Raw genomic sequence first — 23,265 nt, forward strand, 5'->3', positions numbered from 1 at the left:
AGACAGCATATCATCCCAGTCGTAGGCTGCCACCCATTGGCGCAGGGCCATTCGCTTTTCATGCTCCGCGATCAGTTCAGCAACGATGTCATGCTCACGCCCGAGCTTTCTGGAAACTGTACTCGCCACCTCTGGAAATACCCAGGCACCGAAAGGATTTTGCATCAGCGTTCCATCCAAATCCAAAGTAATCCAGCGCTTGTTCATCGCTCTCCCCCTCTCCCGTAAACGGCCAGGACGCGTTCATCCGTAGACAAAAGCTACTGCCATAACTGTCCAGCAGCAAAAGCCCCCCACTCCTCATCGTATTCACCAGTCGCCAAAAAGCGCCCACAGCAGAAACTCCGGCCTCACCCCGCTCTTTTGGCGCAAGCAGGTTTCCGCACATTAAAAAAGAGACAGACTAATGTCTGCCTCTTTTTGCAGAAAACGGCGAACCGCTTTCTTACATCATGCCCATGCCGCCCATGCCACCCATGTCTGGCATGCCCATAGGCGATTTGTTTTCTTCTGGTTTGTCAGCAATTACTGCTTCTGTAGTCAGGAACATAGCTGCTACAGATGCAGCGTTGGACAGTGCGGAGCGAGTTACTTTCGCTGCGTCAACGATACCAGCTTCGAGCATGTTTACATACTCTTCGGTAGCTGCGTTGAAACCAATGCCCACTGCTTCTTTTTTCAGGCGCTCTACGATTACAGAACCTTCCAGTCCTGCGTTCGCAGCGATTTGACGAACCGGCTCTTCCAGGGAACGGAGTACGATTTGTACACCTACAGCCTCTTCGCCTTCTACTTTGATTGCTTCTACCGCTTTGATCGCGTTAATCAGAGTAGTACCACCGCCAGGTACGATACCTTCTTCTACTGCAGCGCGAGTAGAGTTCAGAGCGTCCTCGATGCGGAGTTTTTTCTCTTTCAGTTCGGTTTCAGTAGCTGCACCGACTTTGATAACTGCTACGCCGCCAGCCAGTTTAGCCAGACGCTCTTGCAGTTTTTCGCGATCGAAGTCGGAAGTAGTGTCTTCGATTTGTTGACGGATTTGGGATACGCGGCTTTCGATAGCTGCTTTGTCGCCAGCACCTTCAACGATGGTTGTGTTTTCTTTGGTAACCACGATTTTGCCAGCGCGGCCCAGTTGCTCCAGCTTAGTGGATTTCAGGTCCAGACCCAGCTCTTCTGTGATTACTTCGCCGCCAGTCAGAGCAGCGATGTCTTGCAGCATAGCTTTGCGGCGATCGCCGAAGCCAGGAGCTTTCACCGCTACGGCTGTGAAGGTACCACGCAGTTTGTTCACTACGAGAGTAGCCAGCGCTTCGCCTTCCACGTCTTCTGCGATAATCAGGAGCGGTTTGCCGCTTTGTACCACTTGCTCCAGTACAGGCAGAACTTCCTGGATGTTGGAGATTTTTTTGTCAGTAATCAGGATGTAAGGGTTGTTCAGAACCGCTTCCATCTTGTCAGTGTCAGTAATCATGTAAGGGGAAGCGTAGCCGCGGTCAAATTGCATACCTTCTACTACTTCCAGCTCAGTTACGAAGCCTTTGGACTCTTCAACGGTGATGACGCCGTCTTTGCCCACTTTTTCCATAGCTTCTGCGATCAGGTTACCCACTTCTTGATCGTCAGCGGAGATCGCAGCAACTTGTGCGATGGAGGACTTGTTCTCAACTGGCTTCGCGATGGATTTGATTTCTTCTACAGCAGCACGAACAGCTTTTTCCATACCGCGACGGATTACCATCGGGTTAGCGCCGGCTGTTACGTTTTTCAGACCTTCGCGGATCATAGCTGCAGCCAGAACGGTTGCAGTAGTAGTACCGTCACCTGCGATGTCGTTCGTTTTGGTAGCAACTTCTTTAACCAGTTGCGCACCCATGTTTTCGTAAGCGTCTTCCAGCTCGATTTCTTTCGCGATGGTTACGCCGTCGTTTGTAATCAGCGGAGAACCGAATTTTTTCTCCAGAACCACGTTGCGTCCTTTTGGTCCGAGAGTTACTTTCACTGCGTTTGCCAAAGTTTCCACACCGCGGAGCATGGAGCGGCGAGCGTCTTCAGAGAATTTGACTTGTTTTGCCATCTAAAACTCAACCTCCTGTTATGTGTATTGTCGTTCGACTTCCTATGTCAAGAGCCTTAACCGATGATCGCGAGGATATCGGATTCGCGCAGCACGAGGTATTCTTTATTGTCTACCTTTACTTCAGTACCAGCGTATTTGGAGAAGATTACTTTATCGCCTTCTTTTACTTCCAAAGCGATGCGCTCGCCGTTGTCGGCAACACGGCCAGAACCAACTGCGATTACTCGGCCTTCTTGCGGTTTTTCCTTTGCAGTATCAGGCAAAACGATACCGCTTGCAGTCGTTTCGTCTTTGGAGATAGCTTCGATTACCACACGGTCACCCAATGGCTTAAGCACTAAAAACACCCTCCTCAAAAAATGTAGGTAAACAAATTTTTCTGTTGTTAGCACTCACTTGTTATGAGTGCTAACACCCAATTCCTATAATAATGAATCGCTATGTACTTTGCAAGTAGTTTCCCTCATTTTTTCTCAACCGCTAGTCTCCATTTGCAGTTTCTCTAGCAAATGATTTTTCTAGCAAAACGGTTCTAGCAAACAGACCGGCTCATATAAATCAAACAAACGATCAGACAAGCCTGCCAAGGAGGGATATGTTCCATGCATAAATGGCTCTGGATCGGCCTGATTGCCCTCGGTGTGCTGGGAATCAGCCGTTTGTTCTCATCGGACACCACTTCCTTTATACGGGTAAACATCTACCCTTCCGCCATCTTTTGGGACGGACGCCAAATCGCCACTGGCGGAAAGCAAGGGTATTACGTAGAAAGAGGCCAGGAGGTGCCCGCTTCCCTGGAGTATCGGGGAACGCTCTACGTCCCGCTTTCCATGATCGGACGGCACCTGAACAAACCAGTTGGCTGGGACAAAGCCTCTCATTTTGCCTGGGTCGGTCAGCCGCCGACGATCCCGACGGAGCTGCCTGCCGACAACAGCACTTCTCCGGCTGCTCCCAAACCGGACAAGGCTATACCCGCAAGCGCGCCGGCGCCAACTGCTCCGGCAAAAGCTACAGCCACAGACGCCTCTTCGCAGCAAGAGTCCGCTACGCTGTTCGGGCTGACTATCGGGACGCCTGCCGAGGAAGTCCGCAAGCTGCTGGGCGAGCCGGCGCGCAAAGACCCGAGCAGCCTTGGCTACGAATGGTGGGTGTACAACCGCGATCCGGCCCGCTACGTCCAGGTGGGCATCGCCAACGGCAAAGTAGTGGACCTGTACTCTCTCGCTCCGACCGCAATGCTGGGCAACATCGGGGTGGGCAGCAGCCTGCAAGCGCTGGAGCGGCAATACAGCCCGCAAAATACGCTCACCTTTTCCTATATGGGAGCCACCATCCAGATTACCAACCAGAAGCAGCAGCGTCCGCTCGTCATGAAGAACGGCATCCCGCACATTTTTTACCTGGACAAGCAAAATGGCAGCAAAGTGACCGGACTGCGCCTGATCGACACGCAAATGCTATTGCGCGGCGGGTTTTACGAAACGAAATGGTCGTACCAGGGGCAAGCCCCGGATTTCGATCCTCCGGCCTTGAGCGTGGGCGAACGGGAACAGGTCAACCTGGCCAATGAGCGGCAAACGCTCGATCTCGTCAATGTCTCCCGCTACCGCTACAAGCTGCCTCCCCTGCAATGGAACGAGGAAGCTGCAAAAGTAGCCAGAGCCCACAGCCTGGACATGGAAACGAACGATTACTTCGATCATGTTTCCGCGACGACCGGAAGCAGCCCGTTTGAACGTCTGAAGCAGGCCAAAATCGCCTACAGCATGGCGGGAGAAAACATCGCAGCAGGCTATCCCGACGCAATCGAAGCGCATGAAAGCTGGATGAACAGCCCCGGCCACAGGAAAAACATCCTGGAAAAAGACTTCACCCAGCTTGGCGTCGGCGTCATTACCGACTATTTCACCCAAACCTTCCTCACGCCGAGCAAGTAAGCCGCTGTCAGCGCAAACGGACGCTCGCCCTGAGCTGATCCACCGCTCCGGAAAACTCGACTACGACTGTCTCGTATTCTTTGGTGTGCAAAATCAGCCACGGGCGCCTGCCTTCTTTTTTCGGCATGATGACGAACATCTCCGCGATCTCCGTGTCGATGCCAGACGGGGCATGCTGCAACCTCTGCGGCGGTGCCAGCGGGATTTTGACGATCATCACGTGGTCGAGCGACGGATTCAGCTCCAACACGCGCCCGCTTACGGTGCGTAACAGTTGCTGCGCCTCTTTTTGAAACACGTCCGAATTGGCAAACGTCGCGACAACCTGCTGCTTGTCCGAATCGAACAGCTCTACCTGCTCTCCGCCATTGGCGGAGCCAGCCGAAAAAAACAAGGTCAAGCATAAAATTAGCCACATGTTGCCCTAACACCTCCCCTTCCTAACTTTTCTAGTATCTCCTACCTGTTTGCGGTCATTCGCATCGTGGCTGCTGCAGAGCGGTGACAGCCTTGCCCAGCCGATTTTTTTCATCAAAAAAGACCCGCTGCTATCCGTCCCGATAGCAAGGGGTCTTCTCTGTGATCGTCCTTATCGTACCAGTTCGTCCGTTTCAAAGCCGCCAAATTCTTTTTCCCACTCCGCTTCTTCGCGCAGTTGCTTGCGGTAGACGATGCGCGACAGCCAAATGCTCAGCTCATAGAGCAGCAAAAGCGGGATCGTCACCATAATGTCGCTGACGATCTCGGGAGGCGTCAACGTAATGCCGACTACAGCCAGCCCAAAATAGGCGAACCGTCTCACCTTTGCCAGCCGCATCGGATTGAGGATGCGCAGACGGGTCAGAAACATCACGATAATCGGCAATTGAAACAGGATGCCAAAAGGGATGACCATGTTGAACAGGAAGCCGAAGTACTCAGCGATTCCGTAGTTCGGATCAGCCCCGATGGTCGCGGTCATGCCGGTCATAAACTGCATAATCATCGGAAAAACGACGTAATACCCAAACAAAATGCCCGTGATGAAAAGCAAACAAGCCGCCGGAATAAAGTAAAGCGAACCGCGCCGCTCATGCTCCTGCAAGCCTGGCGAGACGAAGCGCCAGAGATGATAGAGCGCAACGGGCAGCGCTACTACCGCGCCAATCAAAAAGGCAAACTGCATGTAGACGCGAAGAGCATCGGATGGATGCAAGGAAATAATCGGCACGCCATCGGCGATCGGCTCTTGCTTCAAATACTCAATCAACGGACCGGCAAAGAAAAAGCCGGCTATCAGTGCGACAACGAAAACAGCCAGCACCCATATGATGCGCTTGCGCAGCTCCGTTAGGTGTTCAACCACTGTCATTTCCTGATCTTTCATGGCAACCACCTTACCTGATTAGGCCTTCTGCTGCTCTTTTTCCATCTGAAGGCGTTCCTTTTCCAGCTTTTCGCGAATTTCTTTTTCCAGACGCTCGCGCTCCAGGCGTTCACGCACTTCCCGCTCGATTTTTTCGCGGTCAAAGGCGTCCTTCTCCGTGACGACAGCCGTTTTGGCTGGTGCTTCTTTTGCAGCCAGCTCCTTCTTTTTCGCTTCTTCGTCATCGTCGTCGTCGCTCGTCAGGCTGCGCGTTGCGTTTTTAAACTCTTTCAACGTATGGCCTACTGCTCGTCCCAGTTCCGGAAGCTTTTTCGGCCCAAAGAGCACCAGCGCCAACACCAGAATCAAAATTAATCCAGGAATCCCAATCGTACTCATGCTTTTCACTCCTTTTTCCTGTTATTTGACAGTCTAACCAGCTAGCACTTCCGTAAACCGCCATAACCGAGTCTCGTCATGTCGGAAGCGACTATTCGTTCTCCTGCAAGAATGCGCGGCAAAAATACATCGAATGAGGTAAACGGCTCATGCATCACGGCTCCGGGCAGACCGAGGATCGGGACGTCCCCTTTATAGGCGACCATCAGCATCGAGCCTGGCAGCATCGGCGTGCCGTAACGGACCACTTCCGCTCCCACTCCGGCAATCGCTCCCGGCGTCCTGTCATCCGGGTCGACGGACATGCCGCCTGTGACGAGCACCAGATCAACGCCTTCGTCGAGGAACGAAAGAATTTGTTTTTCAATCGCTTCTTTATCGTCCGGAGCAAAACGTTGATCGACTACGGTAGAGCCGAGCGCTTCCACCTTGTTGCGGATCACAGCGCCGAACTTGTCTTCGATCCGGCCGGAAAACACTTCGCTTCCGGTCGTCACAAGGCCGACCTGCTTCTCCTGGAACAGCTTCACCTCGATGATCGGGCCGTCAAACTGCTTAGCTAGCTTCTCCAGCTCCACAATGCGCTCTTCTTCGATAATCAACGGAATGATTCGGGTGGCAGCCAGCGTGTGGCCGGGGTGCACGATCTGATCGCCGTACATCGTGGAGAAGGCAATGCCCTCCAATGCATTAATGGCGTGTACCGCTTCCTCGTTGACTTTGGCAAGACCCGTCCGCGAAGCTTTCATCGAGACTTTGCCCTCGTACGGAGGCGTGAGCGTCAAACCTTGACCGGATACGGCCTTGGCGATCCGGATGCCCGCCTCTTCCTCGTGAATGAAGCCTTCTGGCATCTCCAGCACGTAAATGTGTTCCTTGCCAATGGACAAAAGCGGCTCGATATCCGCCTCCGTGATAACATGTCCTTTTTTAAACAGGCGGCCTTTAAACTCACCAGGCAAAATTTGCGTCATGTCGTGCGGCAGCATCATGCCGATCGCTTCTCGCACCGGAACTTCCCGCATTTTCGGTTTTTCTACCAACCCAATCCTCCCCAATCTTCATTGGCTTCGCCTGTCCCTTGCAAAATGTGCAAAGCATCCGCGAGCATGTCGCCGATGGCGTTGAAACAGATTTCTACCCCTTTTGAATTTCCGGGAAGGTTAATGATGAGCGAGTTGCCGCGTGTACCCGCTACCGCGCGTGTCAGCATCGCCCGTCGGGACTGCTGCAAGCCGGCGCGGCGCATTTCTTCCGCAAGTCCTGGCACTGGTCTGTCAATCACCCAGGCGGTCACTTCCGGCGTCACATCGCGCGGGCTCAGTCCAGTTCCCCCGGTCACGATCAGCAGGTCGCATTTTTCGCGGTCCACCAGCTCAATCATGTTTTCCTGCAGCTCTTCCATATCATCAGTAACGGCACGGTAGACAGCTACATCTACGTCCAGCCAATCCCTTGTCAGATTGCGGATGATGGGAATCCGATCATCAGCCCGGTCCCCTCTGGCAATCGAATCACTCGCCGAGATAACGCCTACCTTCCATTTACCCACAGTTCATTCCTCCGTTTTCTCATTCGTTAGTATTGTACACTTTTTTGTCCATAGTGTAGAGGGCACAACAAGAAAAAGGAACCTCCTGACACAAAACCTTCACGATTGGAAAAAGCCGTTTTCCGTCACCATTCCATCCAGACGAATATCGTGAGGCTCAAGTGGGACATGCTCGACTACCTGCATGGAAAAGCCGACGCCGAGCAAAAAAGGCGGTTTGTCCAGCCCGGCAAGGAACCGATCGTAAAAACCTCCGCCGTAGCCCATTCTGCCGCCCTGCCTGTCAAACGCCACACCGGGCACGACTACGGCGTCCAGGCGGGCAAGCTCTGCTTCCTCTGCCTTTGCCGGGTCCGGCTCCATGATCCCGTACACGCCCTGCTTGAGCATTTCCGGTCCTGTATAGCGGTAAGGAATCAGGCGGCGCTGCTCGACAAGGGCGAGTGGCAGCCATATTTCCTGCCCTCTTTTCATCGCCTCCTGAATGAACGGCAAAATGTCTGCCTCGTCTCCAAAAGGATGAAAGGCCATGATTGCCCCCGCTGCCGCGAGCCGCTCATTTTCCAGCAGATGGCGGCATATCCGGGCAGCGTATTGCTGGCGCTCGTTTGGCGGCATGGCTTTGCGCCTCTCCAAAATATGGCTTCGCAACTGTTTTTTATTCGTTTTTTGGTCCATGGCAACCTCTTCCCTCTCCTTGCCGCACAAGGACCGCCCCCTGAAGGCTTGTCCCGTGCGCCGTCTCTAGGCTACACTTGCATTACTATATAAAGAGGTGAATCAGATGATTTTGCTGCAGGCTGAACATATAGAAAAAACATATGGCATCGAAACCATTCTACAAGACATCTCTCTGCAAATACAAACAGGAGAGCGGGTCGGGCTTGTCGGCGTGAACGGCGCGGGCAAATCGACGCTGATGAAAATACTCGCGGGCGAGCTGAGCTACGACAGCGGGCTGGTCCGCATCCCGAAAGATGTGACGGTCGGCTACTTGGCCCAAAACGGCGGGCTTGAATCCGAGCGATGTATTTGGGATGAGCTGTTGAGCGTCTTCGACCATTTGCGGGCAGAGGAACAAGAACTGCGGGAGCTGGAGGCCAAAATGGGCGACCCGGCCGTGCTTGCGGACGAAAAGCGCTATCAGCAAATTTTGGAAAACTATTCGCTCCGCTCGGAAGCGTTCAAGGAAAAAGGCGGCTACAGCTACGAAGGCGCCATTCGCGGAGTCCTGCACGGCTTGCGCTTTGCGGACATGGACTACCAGACCCCGATCAAGACGTTGAGCGGCGGACAGAAAACAAGGCTGGCACTAGCCAAGCTGCTGCTGCAATCCCCTACGATTCTTTTGCTGGACGAGCCGACCAACTACCTGGATATCGAGACACTCACCTGGTTGGAGACGTATTTGCAAAACTATCCGGGCGCGATTCTCGTCGTCTCCCACGACCGCTACTTCCTCGACAAGCTGGTGACGGTCGTCTATGAAATCGAGCGGACTCGCGCTACCCGGTACGTGGGCAACTACAGCCGCTTCCTCGATGAAAAGGCAGCTCGTCTCGAGCAGGAGCTGAAGCGCTTCGAGAAGCAGCAGGAGGAAATCGCCAAGCTGGAAGACTTCATCGCCCGCAACATCGCTCGCGCCACCACGACCAAACGGGCGCAGAGCAGGCGTAAGACGCTGGAAAAAATGGAGCGCATGGACAAACCGATCATGCACAACAAGTCCGTGAATTTTTCCTTCGACGTAGCCAAAATGAGCGGAACGATCGTCATGAAGGCGAACAACCTGTCTGTCGGCTACCCGGATGCCGTCCTCTCCCGCGGCCTGACGTTTGAAATCGAACGCGAGGAACGTGTCGCACTGGTCGGGCCAAACGGGATCGGCAAGTCGACTTTGCTGAAAACGATTGTCGGGCAACTGAAGGCGCTCGCGGGCGACGTGCATTTCGGCAGCAATGTGACGATCGGCTACTACGACCAGGAGCATCGCAATCTGAATGAGCGCAACACGGTGCTCGGCGAAATATGGGACGAGTATCCGCACATGCTGGAAAAAGACGTGCGGACGCTGCTCGGCAACTTCCTGTTCAGCGGCGACGATGTGCAAAAGAAAATCAGCGATCTGTCCGGCGGGGAGCGCGCGCGTGTCTCGCTGGCGAAGCTGATGTTGAAGCAGGCCAACTTCCTGATTTTTGACGAGCCGACGAACCACCTGGACATTTTCAGCAAAGAAGTGCTGGAAAACGCGCTCTACGACTATCCGGGCACGATCCTGTTCGTCTCCCACGACCGCTACTTCCTGAACAAGATAGCCAGCCGCGTGCTGGAGCTGACGGGCGATGGCGTGACGAGCTACTTGGGCAACTACGATTACTACGTGGAGAAAAAGCAGGAGCTGGCAGAGCTTGCCGCCGAGCAAGCGGCGCAGCCTGTGAAAAAGCAGGGGTCTACTGCCGCAGCCCAGCCGGAAAAATCGTCCTACGAGCTGGACAAGGAAGCAAAAAGGCGCGAGCGTCAACGCCAGCGCCGTTTGGAAGAAATCGAGACGACGATTCAAAAGCGGGAAGCCGACATCGTCAAATGGGAGGAAGAGCTGTGCCTCCCGGAAATCTACAGCGATCACGTGCAAGCCAAAGAGCGCAACGACCTGATCCAAGCCGCCAAGCAGGAGCTGGAGCAGTTGTACGACGAATGGAGCACGCTGTCGGAGGAATAGCGACTGTCTGACCGCATGAACGTATGCAGGCGGTGTCGTCGCGCTTCACTTGCGACTCACGTCGAGCAGCGCTCCTGTGTCGGCTCCTCCAGCGCCGCGTACAGAGCGGGCACGACGAGAAACGAAATGCAGGTCGCAGCGGTCACGATTCCCGAGTCGTTGAGCGCAAGTCCCGCCAGCGCTCCAGCAATGACGCCCGCGAAGCCTTTTACCAAATACGGCGTATCCTGTGCCAGATGACGGAGAAAGCGGTCGTTTTTCAAGGCGAGCAGCCCGAGTACGATGAGCGAAACGGCAAACACCTTGCTCCAGATCGAGACGCGAATCAAACGCAAGTTCATCGCCAGCTTCCGCTCGACCATCTGCCCGATCTCCGCCCACTCGCCTGCCATTATTTGCTGGGCTACTCTACCGACGTGAGTGGGAGGCTGATCGGAAACGAGGCTCGCCGCCATCAACCCTATAACGCCAAGCATGAGGCCGCCTGCCAGAAGCAGGAGGCCTTTTTTGCCTATGCGCCAGCCGTGCAGCCGGGAAAAGGCGACAAAAAAGCCGACCAGCCCGGCGAGAAAGCCGCCTGCGTCCGTGCCCAAATCCGGCGCGACCATGTAGTACAGGACAATGCCGCACATAGCGGCCGAGGCAGCAGGCAGCAGCAGGCTCGCCCCGAAAAGCGCCCGGCTCCGCTCCCGGTAAAGCTGGTACAAGGAAGCGACCAGCATGATCGTTCCTCCGATCATGACGCCTTCGTATTCATTGCCCAAGCCGTAAAAACGCGCCCCGATCACCGGGTCGTAGCCGAGAAACGACTGCCGCATCAGCGTTGCCCCCGACCAGCCGTCGAGCAGCAAGGCGGCAACGGTTACGGCGCTTGCGGTCAGCGTGACGCGGGCAAGGGAGTGGTTTTCCTGCCAAAAGGCCGCTGCCAGCGCGGCCATAATCAACGCCCCGAGAACGACTGAACCGTGAACCTGCCAATCGAGCAAACTCTCGGCCAACAGCAAAAAGGGAAACCAGAGCAGCGCGAGCAGCGCCAGACGGACACCTCTGCGTATGCGGGACAAGCCTGCGCCTTCTCTTCTCCTGCCCCACAGCCACAGCAATGCCGCGAACGCCAACGTCACAATTTGCAGCATGACGTACGTATAGAGGACAGAAGAGCGCGTGGCGTACGTATGATGAATGTTCTCCACCTGATGGCTCAACAGCGGCAGCGTCCCCCTCTCCGTGCTGTGCATGACATGACCCGCCAAGCCTTTCGGAACAGGCACGTCCAGCCAGGACAACACCGTCGGCAATACGTCAAGTCCGCTTACCAGGCCGGCCTGCCGCGTAGTCGCTGAGGTCAGCAGCCCCGCTCCTTCTCCTGACCAGCTCAAAAGCGGCGACAGCAGCGCCTTTTCTTTTACGGCTACCGGGTTGACTGCTGGCGACACGAGCAGCACCAGTTGGTTTTCCCCGCGCGCGGAGAGCAGCTCGTCGAGAAACTGCGACAGATCGTGCAAAACCCGTTGATACTGTCTGGCAAACTGCCCCGGCTCCATGTCCGGGCCAAGCTGGTACAGGCGGGACAAGTCGGAAAGCTGTACCGCAATCAGGCCGGATGTGCGGTCTGCCTGAATCCGCTCGCGCAAGTAGCTGTAATTCGTTTTCACCCCGAACGGATAGCCCTGCGCGAACAACGTGCTTTTGCCGGACACATCCCCTGCCGGAACTCTTCCCTCCTGGTCCATGGCAAACAGGACAGCGTGCCGCTGCCTGGCTTCCTCGACATCGCCGTTGCCGTAGGAAGCTACCCGAATCTTGTGCGCGGCAAGCGTCGTGCCCAACAGCCCAAGCCGGGAGGAATACGGTTTGTCCCGGTTATCCTCGTGCAGCCGGAAAATACCGGGAAAAACGATGGCAGAACGCGCCAGGTCCTGCGCTTGGTAACCGCCCAGCTCCTGCATCCGCTCTCCTGCCGTCTCTTTGGGGGAGAGCGCTTCTTGCGGGTGATAGGCCGTACCGCTGCGCTCGGTATAGAGAGCCTGGGCGCCGCTGCCCATCAGCAAGTAACCGTTGGCCGCTGTCCGTGGCCCCGGCGTGCGCATGGATAAGGCACCTGCTGCCGCCTCGCCGATCCATTTATCCACAGGCGGCAGGCGTTTCAGCTTTTCCAGATCGGAAAAAGACAGCCCGTCTACAAATAGCACGACGACCTGGCGCTTTTCGTTGGCAGCAAGCGAATTTCCGCAATTTGTATGAACAACCAAAATCAGGATGACCAAGAAAAGCCACACGAATTTTGTCTTCACGGCGTACCTCCTGTTGATAACCAGAGTCTTTTATCCACATATTCCACAAAATAATCCACAGGCTATACGTGAATTTCCCGGCCATTTTTCGCGTTATCACCAGTATTCACAGGCGACTGTGAGAACAACCCGGAAAGTTATCCTGATCTTGTGGATAATGCTGAAAACGCTTGGGCAACAGCAGGAACGAGGGCGGAATCAAAGGCGGCGCACAGCTCTCCTGGCGGGGAGAGACTGGCAGCAAGTTCTTTTCCCACGGTTGGGCTTTCCAGACGACAAGACTCGCGGAACGCAAAAAAGCCCATCCCCGCAAGGAATGGACTTTGCTGTTCGATCCAGGCTACTGCTCGTTTTCGTTCAGCGACAACCCAGGCACGCCGTTCAAATCGAGCGCGGCGAACTGCCCTTTTTCATACTTGATATAGCCTGCTGCCGCGATCATGGCGGCGTTGTCCGTGCAAAGCGACAGCGGCGGGATGACGAGCGGGATTCCTTCCGCCTCGCAGCGTGCCTGCAGCCGTTCCCGCAGACCGCGATTCGCTGCTACGCCGCCTGCCAGCAGCACTTGCTTCGCCTGGCAGGCACGCACTGCGCGGATCGTTTTTTCCACCAGCACCTCTGTTACGGAGTCCTGGAAGCTCGCGGCCAAGTTCGCCGGCTCAATCGTCTCTCCCCGCTGCGCGGCGTTGTGCAGTGTGTTGAGTACCGCCGACTTCAAGCCGCTGAAGCTGAAATCGTACGAGTCTGGCTCCAGCCAGGAGCGCGGCAGCGGCACATTCGCTACCCCTTCGTGCGCGAGGCGGTCGATGTGCGGCCCGCCGGGATACGGCAGATTCAGCGCGCGCGCTACCTTGTCGTAGGCTTCGCCAGCGGCGTCGTCCCGCGTTTCTCCCAAAATCTCGAACTGGCCGTGCTCCTTCATCCAGACGAGCTCGGTATGGCCTCCGGAGACGACCAGGGCGATGAGCGGAAATTCCATCTCTTGCACCAGCCGGTTCGCGTAAATATGGCCTGCGATGTGATGAACGCCGATGAGCGGGATTCCGCGCGCCAGTGAAATGGCTTTCGCCGCCGCTACGCCAACCAGGAGCGCACCTACGAGGCCAGGGCCGTATGTCACCGCGATGGCGGAAATGTCCTCCAGCTTTTTGTCTGCTTCTGCCAAAGCCTGCTCGATCGTCAGCGTGATGTTTTCCACGTGCCTGCGGGAAGCGACCTCCGGCACGACACCGCCGAAGCGCTTGTGAATATCGGCTTGAGAAGCAATGACATTGGACAGCACCTCCCGGCCATCGCGGACCACAGATGCCGAAGTCTCGTCGCAACTGGTTTCAATCCCTAAAATGTACACGGGCGCGCCGGACTTTTTCTGCGCCTCGTAAGCTTCTTGTATGCGCATCTCGTAGCGCGACGTCTTGGTCTTGTTCATTACAAAGTCACCCACATAATGATTGCGTCCTCATTGTTATCCGAATAGTATCCTTTGCGCACGCCATGCTCCCGGAAGCCGAGCTTGGTGTACATGTTGCGCGCTACGGTGTTGGAGGGCCGAACTTCCAGCGTCATGCTTTTCGCTCCAAACATTCTCGCGACTCCCATCATCTTAATCATGAGCCCCAGGCCGATTTTTTTCCCGCGAAACAGCGGATGTACGGCCACGTTGGTAATATGGGCCTCATCAACCACGATCCACATACCACAGTATGCGACGATCCGATTTTGGTGGACGACGACGACATAGCGGGCGTTCGGGTTTTTCGTCAGCTCGTTGACGAACGCTTCATGCGGCCAGGGGGTGGAAAACGACAACCGTTCCAGCTCGGCCACAGCCCCGACGTCCTGCATCGTCATGAAACGATATTCCAGGTCAATTGGTTGGCTCATGCTTCTACTCCTTTACGGCCCCCGCCTGCTTTTGGGCAAGCCACTTCGCTTCTGCCTCCGCTAGCTGCAAATATTCAGGGACAAGCTCGTGCGCACTGCCTCCGTCCTGCAGTCGGCGCAACGCCGCATACCCGATGTGGGCTGCGCGCGGGTGGTTGGCGGCAGGAGAGGCAAACCGGGCCTGCTCCCCCAGCTCCTGCTCAATCGCCTTCCGATGAATCCGCACATCTTCGCCCAAAAACAAAACAGGCTCTCCCTGCGCCAAGTCCCTGAGCTGCGGCAGCCACTCCTGCAGCAAGACGATTTTTTCCTTCCCCTGCACTTCTACCGATTCCAGGCCGTTTGTGCGGTAGCAGCCCGCGTACACCTGTCCCCGGCGAGCGTCAAACAACGGCACGATCAGCCCGGGAAAGCCCAAGGCATTCATGGCGACAACCTCCAGGCTGGACACGCCGATGACAGGCACATTCAGCGACCAGGCCATGCTTTTTGCCGTAGCCACCCCGATGCGCACTCCTGTATAGGAGCCTGGTCCGTTCGCTACCCCAAAGCCGCTCAGTTGCTCGGGAGAAGTTCCTGTCGCATCCAGCAGCTCGCTGATGCAGTCCATCAGCCTCACCGAATGGTTTTTTTGCTGGTTCGTCGTCATTTCGGCGAGGACGCGCTCCTCCTCCACAACCGCAACGCTCAACACCAGATTGGATGTATCAATCGCCAGTACGCGCATCAAAATCAAACTCCTCACACAATTTCACGTAACGCTCTCCCTGGGGACAAAGCTCGATGCTCCGCGCTTCCTCGCCTGCCGTGCGCAGATAGACCGTCAGACGATCCGCCGGCAAGTAATCCGCAAGCAGCGAAGCCCACTCTACCACACAAACCCCTTCGCCAAAAAAGTAATCGTCCAGGCCGAGAGAATCGGGATCATCGCCCACGCGGTAGACGTCCATATGATAAAGCGGCAAACGCCCCTGATATTCTTTTATGATCGTAAACGTCGGACTGTTCACTACCTGGCGAACGCCAAGTCCGCGCGCCAGCCCTTGGGTAAACGTCGTCTTTCCGGCCCCCAGACCGCCTTCCAGCGCCAGGAAGTCGCCTGGCGCCAGACTTTTCGCCAGTTGCTCGGCAAAGCGCTGCGTTTCCTCTGCGCCCGCAAGCTTCCAAGTATAGCCCATTTTTCATCCACTCCTCGCTTACTCCCGCTGCCTGAAATGATTGTAGCCTGCCTTGGGCAGATCGGTGCGGCTATCGCCCGAGCGCAATGACAGCTTCGGCTGGGCGGGCTTGCCTTCCTCAACCTCGCCAATGACGGTCAGCAAAATGCCTGCCGCCGCGAACCTCGCACGCACCGCCTCCACCTGGCTTTTTTCCAGCGTTCCTACCAGTTGATAGTCCTCTCCGCCGTAAAACGCCCACTTCAACGGGTCCTGCCCGCTCAGAAGCGCATAGGCGCGAACATCCTCCCTGACAGGAATCTTGTCCGCATCGACGCACATGCTGACGGCGCTTGCCTCGGCGATCTCCCACAGCTCAGAAGCCAAGCCGTCGCTCACGTCATTTAACGCCCCGCACGCCCCCGATTCCAGAAGCAGCCTGCCCGCCTCCACCTGCGCGCGGGGGCGCTGATGGGCTTCTATCAGTTTCGCCCAGCGACCCGACGGCTCAACCGTTGTCTGGTCACCGTGCAGCAGCACATGCAAGCCGGCGGCAGAGCTGCCTACATGGCCGGTCACAAAAACGACCTGTCCCGGCCGCGCCTGCGAGCGGCGAATCGCGCGTCCTTTTTCTACTTCGCCCAGCACGGTGACAGACAAGTGCAGAGCATCCGGGGCGGAAACGGTATCGCCGCCGATGACTCTCACGTTGTACGCTTCGCACGCGGCGTATATGCCGTCGTAAATGCCCTGGCATTCCTCCGGCGTCCAGTGCGGCGCTACTGCGATGCTGACCAGCGCATAGCGGGCGTAGCCGCCCATCGCCGCGACGTCGCTTACGTTGCTCGTGACCGCCTTGTAGCCGATGTCGCTTGGGCTCATTGTTTCTTTTAAAAAATGGACCGTCTCAACCATCGCGTCACAGCAGGCCACGACTTCCATCTCTGGCGCAGGAGAAAAAACGGCGGCATCGTCCCCGAGCCCGACGGTCAAGCCGTCTTTCTCCTGTCCGTCCGAACGGCTCGTCCATTGCCGGATCAGGGAAAATTCATCATGTGCCACCACAAACGCTCCTTTTTTGCATAGTGAGTCCATTATACCTCTGCTTTCAAAATGCGCGCAAGAAAGCCGGTGCCCACAGCGAAGCCGCTACTTTTTCAGCTCTCGCAGCTCCAGCCCCCCTCTGCAGCGCCCGCAGCGATAGCGGGAAGGGTCCATTTTGCGCTTGCGTTTATACGTCATCCCGCACGCCCGGCAGACGAGCTCATAGCGATAAGGCAAAACCGTGCGTCCCGTGCCGACCTGCTGGCAATACCGGCTTCCGCCGACTTGGGCAAGCAGCCTGCGAAAGTCCTGGTCTGCGTGGCGATAGCCTTTTTTCTCCAGGTGCAGGTGATAGTGGCACAGCTCATGCTTGATGATCGCAACCAGCTCCGCCTCTCCGTGCTCCTCCAGATGTTTGGGATTCAATTCGATGTCGTGAGAGCGCAGCAAATACCGCCCGCCTGTCGTGCGCAGTCTGCTGTTGAAGCGGGCCCGATGGCGAAACGGCTTGGCGAAAAATTGACTGGATATTTGCTCCACCAGCTTTTGCAATTCCGTATCGGTCATGTCCTCTCTAACGCTCCTCTCTACTGTTCACGATAGCAGTTCCTGTTGAAAAGTGCCAGATAGATGGGCTACACTGGGTGGAAGAAAAGTAGATTGGTTTGGAGGAGCTTATGCGCTATTTGATTTTGCAGGAAAAAGTCGGGCTGAAGTTCGTTGCGCTGCCACAAACGCATATGTACCAGCTTGTGGCCCTGTTCAAGCGACTGCACAAGGAGATCGACAAGCTGACCATCGCCGATCGGCCTGAGCTGCCGACCGTTCTGGCAGAGTGCGCTGACCTGGAGCTTCTGGGAAGCGAGCTGGCTATCGTGGATGGACTGGATTACGTCAGCAGTCTGGAAGAGCGTTTCGCTGCTCTCCCGGAGAGCCAGTACCCTTTGATCTCGCTGTTGACCGAGATTCGCGCCCTGCAAGCCCAACTGGAATTTTTGCGTGACGAAGAATAAGTTTTTTGGAAAATAAGTACCTCCTGGTCGCCTTTGTGCATACATTGCCAATAGGCGAATAATTCCAGGAGGTACCTACATGCCCCAGTGGATGCGTAAGCAGTTGCAGCGTGCCTTCAGCGGGAAGGACGTTCGACAAATTCGTTTGCTGAACAGTTGCTGGTTCTTATATTGGGAAAAACATGGCGGCCGTCCCGAGTAGCAGGAGGCCGCCTTTTTATGTGTCTTACGCCTCGCCAGGAGCGATCATGGTCAGCCCCACGCGCTGGCGTTTTTCGTCGATCTCTACGACCCACACGTCGACGATATCTCCCACGGTGACGACGTCGAGCGGATGCTTGACGAAGCCTTTTTTCAGGCGAGAAATGTGGACGAGGCCGTCATTTTTCAAACCGATATCTACAAACGCGCCGAAGTCGACCACGTTGCGGACGGTGCCTTGCAGCTTCATTCCGACGCCAAGGTCAGAGAGCTGTAGCACATCGCTGCGCAAAAGCGGCTTCGGCAGCTCGTCGCGCGGGTCGCGTCCGGGACGCAGGAGGCTTTCCACGATGTCTGTCAGCGTCGGCACGCCGATTCCGAGCCGCTCTGCCGTCTGCTCGATATTCAGCGACTGCAGGCGCTCCTTGCAACGCTCGCTGCCGATCTCCTGCGGCGCAATCTCGATCATCGCCAGCAGCTTGTGCGTAGCCGGGTACGACTCCGGGTGAATCGGGGTCTTGTCCAACGGATCGGTTCCCCCGACGATGCGCAAAAAGCCGATACACTGCTCATACGTCTTGGCTCCCAGCCGCGGGACCTCCTTCAACTGGGCGCGCGACGTGAACATGCCGATCTCTTCGCGCTTTTTCACGATGTTGCCCGCTACCTGTTTGCTGATGCCGGAAACGTATTGCAAAAGCGAAGGAGAAGCGGTGTTGACGTCTACCCCGACGTGGTTGACCGCCGATTCGACGACAAATTGCAAGCTGTCCGCCAACTTCGCCTGGGATACATCGTGCTGGTACTGGCCTACGCCAACCGATTTCGGGTCGATTTTGACCAACTCGGCCAGCGGGTCTTGCAGACGCCGCGCGATGGAGGCAGCACTGCGCTCCGCCACATCGAGGTCCGGAAACTCTTCCTTGGCCAGCGCGGAAGCCGAATACACCGACGCCCCCGCCTCATTGACGATGATGTACATCACCTGGCGCTTCAACTCTTTCAGAAGGTTGGCAATGAACTGCTCGGTCTCCCGGGAAGCTGTACCGTTGCCGATCGCGATCACACTGACGTCATACTTTTCGATCAGTTGCCGGACTTTGGCCGAAGCCTCTGCCACCTTGTTTGCCGGAGGGGTCGGGTAGACTACCGCTACTTCCAGCAGCTTGCCCGTCTCATCGACGACTGCCAGCTTGCAGCCCGTCCGGAATGCCGGGTCGACGCCCAGGACGACTTTGCCTTTGACGGGAGGCTGCAGCAGCAGATTGCGCAAGTTTTCCGCAAAAATGTGGATGGCCCGTTCTTCTGCCACCTCTGTCAGCTCCGCGCGCACCTCACGCTCAATCGACGGGGCGATCAGGCGCTTGTACGCGTCTTCAATCGTCTGTTCCAGCAAAGAGCGCACGACGGTGTCGCGGGGAATGAGCCGCCGCTGCATCCAGGCCAAAATTTCCGCCACAGGCGCTTCTACCGTCACCTTCAAGATGCCTTCGCTCTCGCCGCGGTTGATGGCGAGCACGCGGTGCGGAACGACCTTTTTCAACGGCTCGCTGTATGCGTAGTACATTTGATAGACGTTTTTCTCGTCTGCTTCTTCCACCTTTTGCTCGGTCAGAAGCAGCCCTTTTTGCACGGTGCGCTGGCGAACCCACTGGCGGATATCCGGATCGTCGGAAAAGTGCTCGGCGACGATGTCCATCGCCCCCTGCAAGGCTTGCGCGATCGTGTCTACGCCTTTTTCCGCGTCTACGTATTTTTGTGCTTCCTGTTCGGGATCGCCTGTCTTGGGCAAGCTCAGCAAGTAGTTGGCGAGTGGCTCCAGCCCTTTTTCCTTGGCCATCGTCGCGCGCGTGCGGCGTTTTTGCCGGTACGGCCTGTAGAGGTCTTCCACCTCTTGCAGCTTCGTCGCCCGCTCAATCGCTGCTTTCAGCTCTTCCGTCAGCTTGCCCTGCTCCTCGATGAGCCGGACGACTTCTTCTTTTCGTACTGACAAGTTGCGCAAATAACGCACGCGTTCCTCGATCGCCCGAATTTGCGTTTCGTCCAACTGCCCGGTCATCTCCTTGCGATAACGGGCAATGAAGGGAACCGTATTGCCTTCATCCAAAAGGGCAACCGTGCGTTCCACCTGATGAGGTTTGACGCCCGTATCCTGGGCGATTGTCTGGATCATCAATGTAAGCTCCATACATTCCTCCTGCGCTCGTACTTCGCCGTTTATTGTACCACATTTGCTAGAAACGTCTGGAAAAGCGTTAGAAAACTTGGCTGCGCCAAGCCATTGACGCAGCCTTAGTTGCCCTTACACTGGATAAGAATCTTATAAATTCTTATCTGTACAAAAAAAAGAGGCGCACACGCCCCTCTTCCCATTTTCCCGTTATGTCTATGTCGCTGTCTTTGCCGTTTCCAGTTGTTCTACCCGCAAAGCCTCCCGCAACTTGCCCAGCGCCCTGCGCTGCAAACGGGAAATGTGCATCTGGGACATGCCCATGATGTCTCCGGCCTGCTTCTGGCTCAAATTTTGATAAAAGGTTAAATGTATGATTTCTTTTTCGCGCTTGTCCAGAACGTGCAGTGCCCGGTCGAGCATCAGGTTTTGCTCGACTTGTCCGTAGCCCGCTTCCTGCTGGCCGACGAGGTCCAGCAGTGTGATCGTGTTGCCGTCGTTGTCTGCTTCCAGCTCGCTGTCCATCGACAGGGAATGGTAGCTCCGCCCCATCTCCAGCGTTTCCAGGACAGCCTCTTCCGTCACGCCCAGGCAGCTTGCGATGTCTGAGATTTGCGGCGAACGCTGCAGCTTGGCTGTAAGCTCGTCCACCACGCGCTTGATCTTGGGGCTGAGCTCTTTCACGCGACGCGGAACGTGCACGCTCCACGTCTTGTCCCGGATATACCGCTTGATTTCCCCGACGATGGTCGGGATCGCAAAGCTTTCAAACGTTCTGTCGAAGGAAGGATCGAACCGGCGCAAAGAAGCCAGCAAGCCGATCATACCCACTTGAACGAGGTCTTCGTACATGACTTGTCCGCGCACAAACTTTTTGGCCAACGTCTCTACCAGAGGAGTATAGGCTGTCACCAGTTGCTCCTGCAGGCTGTCATCTCGCGTCTGCCCATACAGGTGAATGAGCTGCCGCAGCTCCTCCGGACTATACTTCCGTTTCCGAGCTTGTCCAGTCATCGCCAGCCACCCCATCCCGCCGAACATACTTGGTCATGGAGACCGCCACTCCCGATTCAGAGCGAATCACGACTTCATCCATGAGCGTGTGGATCAGATAAAGCCCCAGACCTCCCTCATCCAGATCCTCCAGGTCTCTGCCTGCAAAAATCGGTGTCAGTTGTTCCGGCATCAGTTCACTCGCAAACCCTACGCCTTGATCGCTTACCTCGATACACAGACGATCCCGGCAAACCTGACATTCTATGTGGATAAAGCCAAGCTCTTCTTTTTGCTTGTACGCGTGTTTCACTGCATTCGTGCACGCTTCCCCTACCGCCAGCTTGATGTCCTCAATCTCCTCATAGGAAAAGCCCATGCGATTCGCGATCCCGGACACAGTGAGCCGCGCTACGCCCAAATATTCCGTCTGATTGGGCAGCGTCAACCGGATCACGTCAGCTTGAGGTTTTTGTTGAGCCATTACTCGCTCTCTCCTTTGCGGATGGCAATATGTTCGTACAAGCCCGTGATGCGAAACAGCCTTTCCACGCGTGGAGACAACTTTTGAACCTCAAACGCGCATTCCTTTTGCTTGCACGCTTTCATGACCGCGATGAAAATTCCTATGCCCGTGCTGTCCATGTACTCGACGGCTTCCAAATCAACCAAGAGGTGGCTTGTGCCTGGCTCATTCGCGAGGGACATGAGCGTCTCCTTCACTTTTGGTCCGGTATGCGCGTCAATATCGCCCCCGAGGACCACTCGATGCTCTGTTTCCTGGCTGGTTGTTTCCAAAAACAAATCCATCGCCATCTCCCTCCTTTGCATTGCTTCATGTTCTGCGAAGTACGATCATGGTGTAATCATCCAGCAGTTCAAATTGGGAGAGCGTAAGCAGCCTGTTGTACAGGGCGTTCGCCATTTTCTGGGCATGGACGCCCACTTCGGCTTGCATCTGAAGTACGAGCTCATCCCTTTGCAAATAATATCGGCTTTTTTTGCATTCTGTTACACCATCCGTCAGAAGAATCAGAACATCTCCCGGTTCCAGGCGAACCTCCTGCACTTCGTATTCACTGTTCGGGCTGAGTCCCAGCACGGAGCCTTGGCCCGCCAAATCGTAAAACGCGCCTTCCGCAGCCCGGTACAAAAAGCCTGGCTCGTGCCCCGCCACTGCGTAACGGAAACAATGCTCGTGTGTATCGTAAGACCCGTAGAGCATGGTCACAAACATGCTGGGGTCGATATTGCGCCCGACAATCCGGTTGAGGTGGTGAAGCATTTCGTCAGGGCCAAGCGGCATTTCCCGCAAGCTGTCTATCGCGTATTTGAGCATGGACATGCACATGGCCGCGGAAATGCCTTTTCCGGTAATATCTGCGACAGTCAGGCAAAACCGCTCTGCATCCTGGCAAATAAAATCGTAGTAGTCCCCCGACATTTGCTTGGCGGCTATGCTGACAAGGCCAATTTCCAGTCCGGGGTAAACGGGCAGTTGGCTCGGCAAAAGCGTCTGCTGCATCGTCTGCGCCACGGTCAGCTCTGCCTCCATCTGTTGATGCCGGCTTCGCCAGCTATGTACGGATCGGTGTTCATTGCCGTATTCAATCATCACTTCGGTCAGGACAGAAAAGGAGGCACGCACGAACTCCGGTACCTCCCCCAGCTTTTCCAATGCCCGCCCATGCATGTCTGTCAGTTCCTCTGGCGAAACATTGCGCGCGAGCAGCCATTTGCCCATCTGCTGGGCGACGTATAGCTGATCCTCGCCTGGGCCGTTCAGGTAATCCCGAAGAAGCTTTACGTACTCTTCTTCCAGGCTTCGGGTTACCATCTATCTACCCCCTCCTCTATCGGGCTGTTCCACTTCACGACGACAACACGCGTGCCCTCGCCAGGAGAGCTGTGGATCTCAAATTCATCCATCATCCGCCTGACCCCAGGCAGCCCTGCTCCTAGCGCACCGGAAGTGGAGTAGCCGTCTTCCAATGCCTTGCGGATGTCCGGGATTCCCGGCCCCGCATCTATTGCTGTCAACTGCAAGCCGATCACACCGTTTTGTTCGATCGGCGCTATGGTAATCGTCCCAGTGCCCGCGTACAAAAAAATGTTGCGAGCCAGTTCAGAGATGGAAGTGGCGATTCGGGACTGCATGATTGTACCGAAGCCGAGCTGTCTCGACATATTTCGCCCCACTTGCCTCGCTGTCACTATGTCTGCTTCTCGTTCTATCTTGATTGTCTCAGGACTACAGCTCTGCCACAATCAAAAAACCCCTTCCGCCCTCACTTAATAGGTAGAAATAATGAAATGAATGCGATCGAAGTTTTTTTCTCTACCTCGGAAGTAATAGCAAATCGTGTCACTTTTTGTCTACTATTCTCACCAAACACATTCGCTACACATACAGCGATTCCTGCCCCCATAGTAAGAAAAACAGTCAGGGAAAAACGCCCTGACTGTCCTTTTTT

The 23,265-nt window shown here is 55.8% G+C and carries 26 protein-coding genes (1 of these 26 running past the window's edge); 4 read left to right on the plus strand and 22 right to left on the minus strand.

Annotation, left to right across the window (positions count from 1 at the left end; translation table 11 throughout):
* The 3 genes from BA6348_RS26070 to groES all read right to left on the minus strand — a co-directional run.
* Positions 1 to 207 carry the 5' end (the start) of an HAD family hydrolase gene (locus BA6348_RS26070; RefSeq protein ID WP_122953171.1) on the minus strand. 576 nt of this gene lie to the left of the window's left edge, so the window shows 207 of its 783 coding nt (coding positions 1-207); its start codon is at positions 205 to 207; the stop codon falls past the left edge of the window.
* A 238-nt stretch (positions 208 to 445) separates the two neighbouring features.
* Positions 446 to 2,077 carry a chaperonin GroEL gene (gene groL, locus BA6348_RS26075; RefSeq protein ID WP_005830243.1) on the minus strand — a complete coding sequence of 544 codons (1,632 nt, stop codon included), beginning with the start codon at positions 2,075 to 2,077 and terminating at the stop codon, positions 446 to 448.
* Between the two features lie 56 nt (positions 2,078 to 2,133).
* Complete coding sequence (gene groES / locus BA6348_RS26080; protein ID WP_005830242.1) at positions 2,134 to 2,418, minus strand: co-chaperone GroES; 285 nt, start codon at positions 2,416 to 2,418, stop codon at positions 2,134 to 2,136.
* Positions 2,419 to 2,682: 264 nt separating this feature from the next.
* Here groES and BA6348_RS26085 point away from each other — a divergent pair, with 264 nt between their 5' ends.
* On the plus strand, positions 2,683 to 4,020 hold the full coding sequence (locus BA6348_RS26085; protein WP_122953170.1) for a CAP domain-containing protein: 1,338 nt from the start codon (positions 2,683 to 2,685) through the stop codon (positions 4,018 to 4,020).
* Positions 4,021 to 4,027: 7 nt separating this feature from the next.
* Here the strand turns inward: BA6348_RS26085 and BA6348_RS26090 are convergent, their stop codons facing one another.
* The 6 genes from BA6348_RS26090 to BA6348_RS26115 all read right to left on the minus strand — a co-directional run bounded on the left by BA6348_RS26090 (position 4,028) and on the right by BA6348_RS26115 (position 7,994).
* Positions 4,028 to 4,438, minus strand: coding sequence for a hypothetical protein (locus BA6348_RS26090; protein WP_007776978.1), 411 nt, complete (start codon positions 4,436 to 4,438; stop codon positions 4,028 to 4,030).
* Positions 4,439 to 4,609: 171 nt separating this feature from the next.
* Positions 4,610 to 5,386: a twin-arginine translocase subunit TatC gene (tatC, locus tag BA6348_RS26095; RefSeq protein WP_005830239.1), complete on the minus strand. Its 777-nt coding sequence runs from the start codon at positions 5,384 to 5,386 to the stop codon at positions 4,610 to 4,612.
* An 18-nt stretch (positions 5,387 to 5,404) separates the two neighbouring features.
* The gene (gene tatA, locus BA6348_RS26100; RefSeq protein ID WP_005830238.1) at positions 5,405 to 5,764 is read right to left on the minus strand and encodes a twin-arginine translocase TatA/TatE family subunit; all 360 of its coding nucleotides are present in this window, start codon (positions 5,762 to 5,764) and stop codon (positions 5,405 to 5,407) included.
* A gap of 41 nt (positions 5,765 to 5,805) precedes the next feature.
* A complete protein-coding gene (locus BA6348_RS26105) occupies positions 5,806 to 6,807 on the minus strand; it encodes a molybdopterin-binding protein (RefSeq protein WP_026558260.1) in 1,002 nt (333 codons plus the stop codon).
* Positions 6,801 to 7,316: a MogA/MoaB family molybdenum cofactor biosynthesis protein gene (locus tag BA6348_RS26110; protein WP_005830235.1), complete on the minus strand. Its 516-nt coding sequence runs from the start codon at positions 7,314 to 7,316 to the stop codon at positions 6,801 to 6,803. The genes BA6348_RS26105 and BA6348_RS26110 overlap by 7 nt, the downstream gene beginning before the upstream one ends.
* Before the next feature lie 99 nt (positions 7,317 to 7,415).
* Positions 7,416 to 7,994, minus strand: a complete 579-nt coding sequence (locus tag BA6348_RS26115) for a 5-formyltetrahydrofolate cyclo-ligase (protein WP_005830233.1) — start codon at positions 7,992 to 7,994, stop codon at positions 7,416 to 7,418.
* 106 nt (positions 7,995 to 8,100) lie between these two features.
* On the opposite strand from BA6348_RS26115, the gene BA6348_RS26120 reads away from it, so the two are divergent.
* On the plus strand, positions 8,101 to 10,035 hold the full coding sequence (locus BA6348_RS26120) for an ABC-F family ATP-binding cassette domain-containing protein (RefSeq protein ID WP_122953169.1): 1,935 nt from the start codon (positions 8,101 to 8,103) through the stop codon (positions 10,033 to 10,035).
* Positions 10,036 to 10,091: 56 nt separating this feature from the next.
* On the opposite strand, the gene BA6348_RS26125 is transcribed toward BA6348_RS26120, so the two are convergent.
* From BA6348_RS26125 to BA6348_RS26155, 7 genes are all read right to left on the minus strand, one after another.
* Complete coding sequence (locus BA6348_RS26125) at positions 10,092 to 12,329, minus strand: hypothetical protein (protein WP_122953168.1); 2,238 nt, start codon at positions 12,327 to 12,329, stop codon at positions 10,092 to 10,094.
* Between the two features lie 340 nt (positions 12,330 to 12,669).
* Positions 12,670 to 13,758, minus strand: a complete 1,089-nt coding sequence (gene tsaD / locus BA6348_RS26130) for a tRNA (adenosine(37)-N6)-threonylcarbamoyltransferase complex transferase subunit TsaD (RefSeq protein ID WP_122953167.1) — start codon at positions 13,756 to 13,758, stop codon at positions 12,670 to 12,672.
* A complete protein-coding gene (gene rimI / locus BA6348_RS26135) occupies positions 13,758 to 14,213 on the minus strand; it encodes a ribosomal protein S18-alanine N-acetyltransferase (protein WP_005830227.1) in 456 nt (151 codons plus the stop codon). The genes tsaD and rimI overlap by 1 nt, the downstream gene beginning before the upstream one ends.
* 4 nt (positions 14,214 to 14,217) lie before the next feature.
* Complete coding sequence (gene tsaB / locus BA6348_RS26140) at positions 14,218 to 14,940, minus strand: tRNA (adenosine(37)-N6)-threonylcarbamoyltransferase complex dimerization subunit type 1 TsaB (RefSeq protein WP_007776957.1); 723 nt, start codon at positions 14,938 to 14,940, stop codon at positions 14,218 to 14,220.
* The gene (gene tsaE, locus BA6348_RS26145) at positions 14,921 to 15,391 is read right to left on the minus strand and encodes a tRNA (adenosine(37)-N6)-threonylcarbamoyltransferase complex ATPase subunit type 1 TsaE (protein WP_007776954.1); all 471 of its coding nucleotides are present in this window, start codon (positions 15,389 to 15,391) and stop codon (positions 14,921 to 14,923) included. The genes tsaB and tsaE overlap by 20 nt, the downstream gene beginning before the upstream one ends.
* An 18-nt stretch (positions 15,392 to 15,409) precedes the next feature.
* Positions 15,410 to 16,432, minus strand: a complete 1,023-nt coding sequence (gene thiL / locus BA6348_RS26150; protein WP_122953166.1) for a thiamine-phosphate kinase — start codon at positions 16,430 to 16,432, stop codon at positions 15,410 to 15,412.
* Positions 16,433 to 16,519: 87 nt separating this feature from the next.
* A complete protein-coding gene (locus BA6348_RS26155; RefSeq protein WP_005830220.1) occupies positions 16,520 to 16,981 on the minus strand; it encodes a SprT family protein in 462 nt (153 codons plus the stop codon).
* A gap of 110 nt (positions 16,982 to 17,091) precedes the next feature.
* Here BA6348_RS26155 and BA6348_RS26160 point away from each other — a divergent pair, with 110 nt between their 5' ends.
* Together BA6348_RS26160 and cmpA are read left to right on the plus strand one after the other, a co-directional pair.
* Complete coding sequence (locus BA6348_RS26160) at positions 17,092 to 17,427, plus strand: hypothetical protein (protein ID WP_005830218.1); 336 nt, start codon at positions 17,092 to 17,094, stop codon at positions 17,425 to 17,427.
* 79 nt (positions 17,428 to 17,506) lie between these two features.
* The gene (gene cmpA / locus BA6348_RS26165; protein ID WP_005830216.1) at positions 17,507 to 17,629 is read left to right on the plus strand and encodes a cortex morphogenetic protein CmpA; all 123 of its coding nucleotides are present in this window, start codon (positions 17,507 to 17,509) and stop codon (positions 17,627 to 17,629) included.
* Positions 17,630 to 17,653: 24 nt separating this feature from the next.
* Here the strand turns inward: cmpA and BA6348_RS26170 are convergent, their stop codons facing one another.
* The 6 genes from BA6348_RS26170 to BA6348_RS26195 form a co-directional block, all read right to left on the minus strand.
* Positions 17,654 to 19,816 (minus strand): Tex family protein, encoded by a 2,163-nt coding sequence (locus tag BA6348_RS26170; RefSeq protein ID WP_122953165.1) that lies wholly within the window; start codon positions 19,814 to 19,816, stop codon positions 17,654 to 17,656.
* Positions 19,817 to 20,014: 198 nt separating this feature from the next.
* Positions 20,015 to 20,812 carry an RNA polymerase sigma factor SigB gene (gene sigB, locus BA6348_RS26175; protein WP_005830213.1) on the minus strand — a complete coding sequence of 266 codons (798 nt, stop codon included), beginning with the start codon at positions 20,810 to 20,812 and terminating at the stop codon, positions 20,015 to 20,017.
* Positions 20,781 to 21,275, minus strand: a complete 495-nt coding sequence (gene rsbW, locus BA6348_RS26180) for an anti-sigma B factor RsbW (protein WP_005830211.1) — start codon at positions 21,273 to 21,275, stop codon at positions 20,781 to 20,783. Before rsbW ends, sigB begins: the two co-directional genes overlap by 32 nt.
* Positions 21,275 to 21,601: an anti-sigma factor antagonist gene (locus BA6348_RS26185; RefSeq protein WP_005830210.1), complete on the minus strand. Its 327-nt coding sequence runs from the start codon at positions 21,599 to 21,601 to the stop codon at positions 21,275 to 21,277. The genes rsbW and BA6348_RS26185 overlap by 1 nt, the downstream gene beginning before the upstream one ends.
* Before the next feature lie 25 nt (positions 21,602 to 21,626).
* Entirely contained in the window at positions 21,627 to 22,628 is a 1,002-nt protein-coding gene (locus tag BA6348_RS26190) for a PP2C family protein-serine/threonine phosphatase (protein WP_007776949.1), read from the minus strand.
* Positions 22,622 to 22,978 (minus strand): anti-sigma regulatory factor, encoded by a 357-nt coding sequence (locus tag BA6348_RS26195; protein ID WP_007776946.1) that lies wholly within the window; start codon positions 22,976 to 22,978, stop codon positions 22,622 to 22,624. The genes BA6348_RS26190 and BA6348_RS26195 overlap by 7 nt, the downstream gene beginning before the upstream one ends.
* Between the last annotated feature and the right edge of the window lie 287 nt (positions 22,979 to 23,265).

Source organism: Brevibacillus agri (assembly GCF_004117055.1).
Lineage (GTDB): Bacteria > Bacillota > Bacilli > Brevibacillales > Brevibacillaceae > Brevibacillus > Brevibacillus agri.

Coding starts and splice junctions, on each gene's coding strand:
- BA6348_RS26155 (WP_005830220.1), bottom strand. CDS start 16,981: ATGACCGATACGGAATTGCAAAAGCTGGTGGAGCAAATATCCAGTCAA.
- tsaB (WP_007776957.1), bottom strand. CDS start 14,940: ATGCGCGTACTGGCGATTGATACATCCAATCTGGTGTTGAGCGTTGCG.
- BA6348_RS26120 (WP_122953169.1), top strand. CDS start 8,101: ATGATTTTGCTGCAGGCTGAACATATAGAAAAAACATATGGCATCGAA.
- sigB (WP_005830213.1), bottom strand. CDS start 20,812: ATGACTGGACAAGCTCGGAAACGGAAGTATAGTCCGGAGGAGCTGCGG.
- cmpA (WP_005830216.1), top strand. CDS start 17,507: ATGCCCCAGTGGATGCGTAAGCAGTTGCAGCGTGCCTTCAGCGGGAAG.
- BA6348_RS26085 (WP_122953170.1), top strand. CDS start 2,683: ATGCATAAATGGCTCTGGATCGGCCTGATTGCCCTCGGTGTGCTGGGA.
- BA6348_RS26185 (WP_005830210.1), bottom strand. CDS start 21,601: ATGGATTTGTTTTTGGAAACAACCAGCCAGGAAACAGAGCATCGAGTG.
- BA6348_RS26090 (WP_007776978.1), bottom strand. CDS start 4,438: ATGTGGCTAATTTTATGCTTGACCTTGTTTTTTTCGGCTGGCTCCGCC.
- BA6348_RS26115 (WP_005830233.1), bottom strand. CDS start 7,994: ATGGACCAAAAAACGAATAAAAAACAGTTGCGAAGCCATATTTTGGAG.
- tatA (WP_005830238.1), bottom strand. CDS start 5,764: ATGAGTACGATTGGGATTCCTGGATTAATTTTGATTCTGGTGTTGGCG.
- tsaD (WP_122953167.1), bottom strand. CDS start 13,758: ATGAACAAGACCAAGACGTCGCGCTACGAGATGCGCATACAAGAAGCT.
- rimI (WP_005830227.1), bottom strand. CDS start 14,213: ATGAGCCAACCAATTGACCTGGAATATCGTTTCATGACGATGCAGGAC.
- BA6348_RS26170 (WP_122953165.1), bottom strand. CDS start 19,816: ATGGAGCTTACATTGATGATCCAGACAATCGCCCAGGATACGGGCGTC.
- BA6348_RS26190 (WP_007776949.1), bottom strand. CDS start 22,628: ATGGTAACCCGAAGCCTGGAAGAAGAGTACGTAAAGCTTCTTCGGGAT.
- tatC (WP_005830239.1), bottom strand. CDS start 5,386: ATGAAAGATCAGGAAATGACAGTGGTTGAACACCTAACGGAGCTGCGC.
- tsaE (WP_007776954.1), bottom strand. CDS start 15,391: ATGGGCTATACTTGGAAGCTTGCGGGCGCAGAGGAAACGCAGCGCTTT.
- rsbW (WP_005830211.1), bottom strand. CDS start 21,275: ATGGCTCAACAAAAACCTCAAGCTGACGTGATCCGGTTGACGCTGCCC.
- BA6348_RS26160 (WP_005830218.1), top strand. CDS start 17,092: ATGCGCTATTTGATTTTGCAGGAAAAAGTCGGGCTGAAGTTCGTTGCG.
- BA6348_RS26195 (WP_007776946.1), bottom strand. CDS start 22,978: ATGTCGAGACAGCTCGGCTTCGGTACAATCATGCAGTCCCGAATCGCC.
- groL (WP_005830243.1), bottom strand. CDS start 2,077: ATGGCAAAACAAGTCAAATTCTCTGAAGACGCTCGCCGCTCCATGCTC.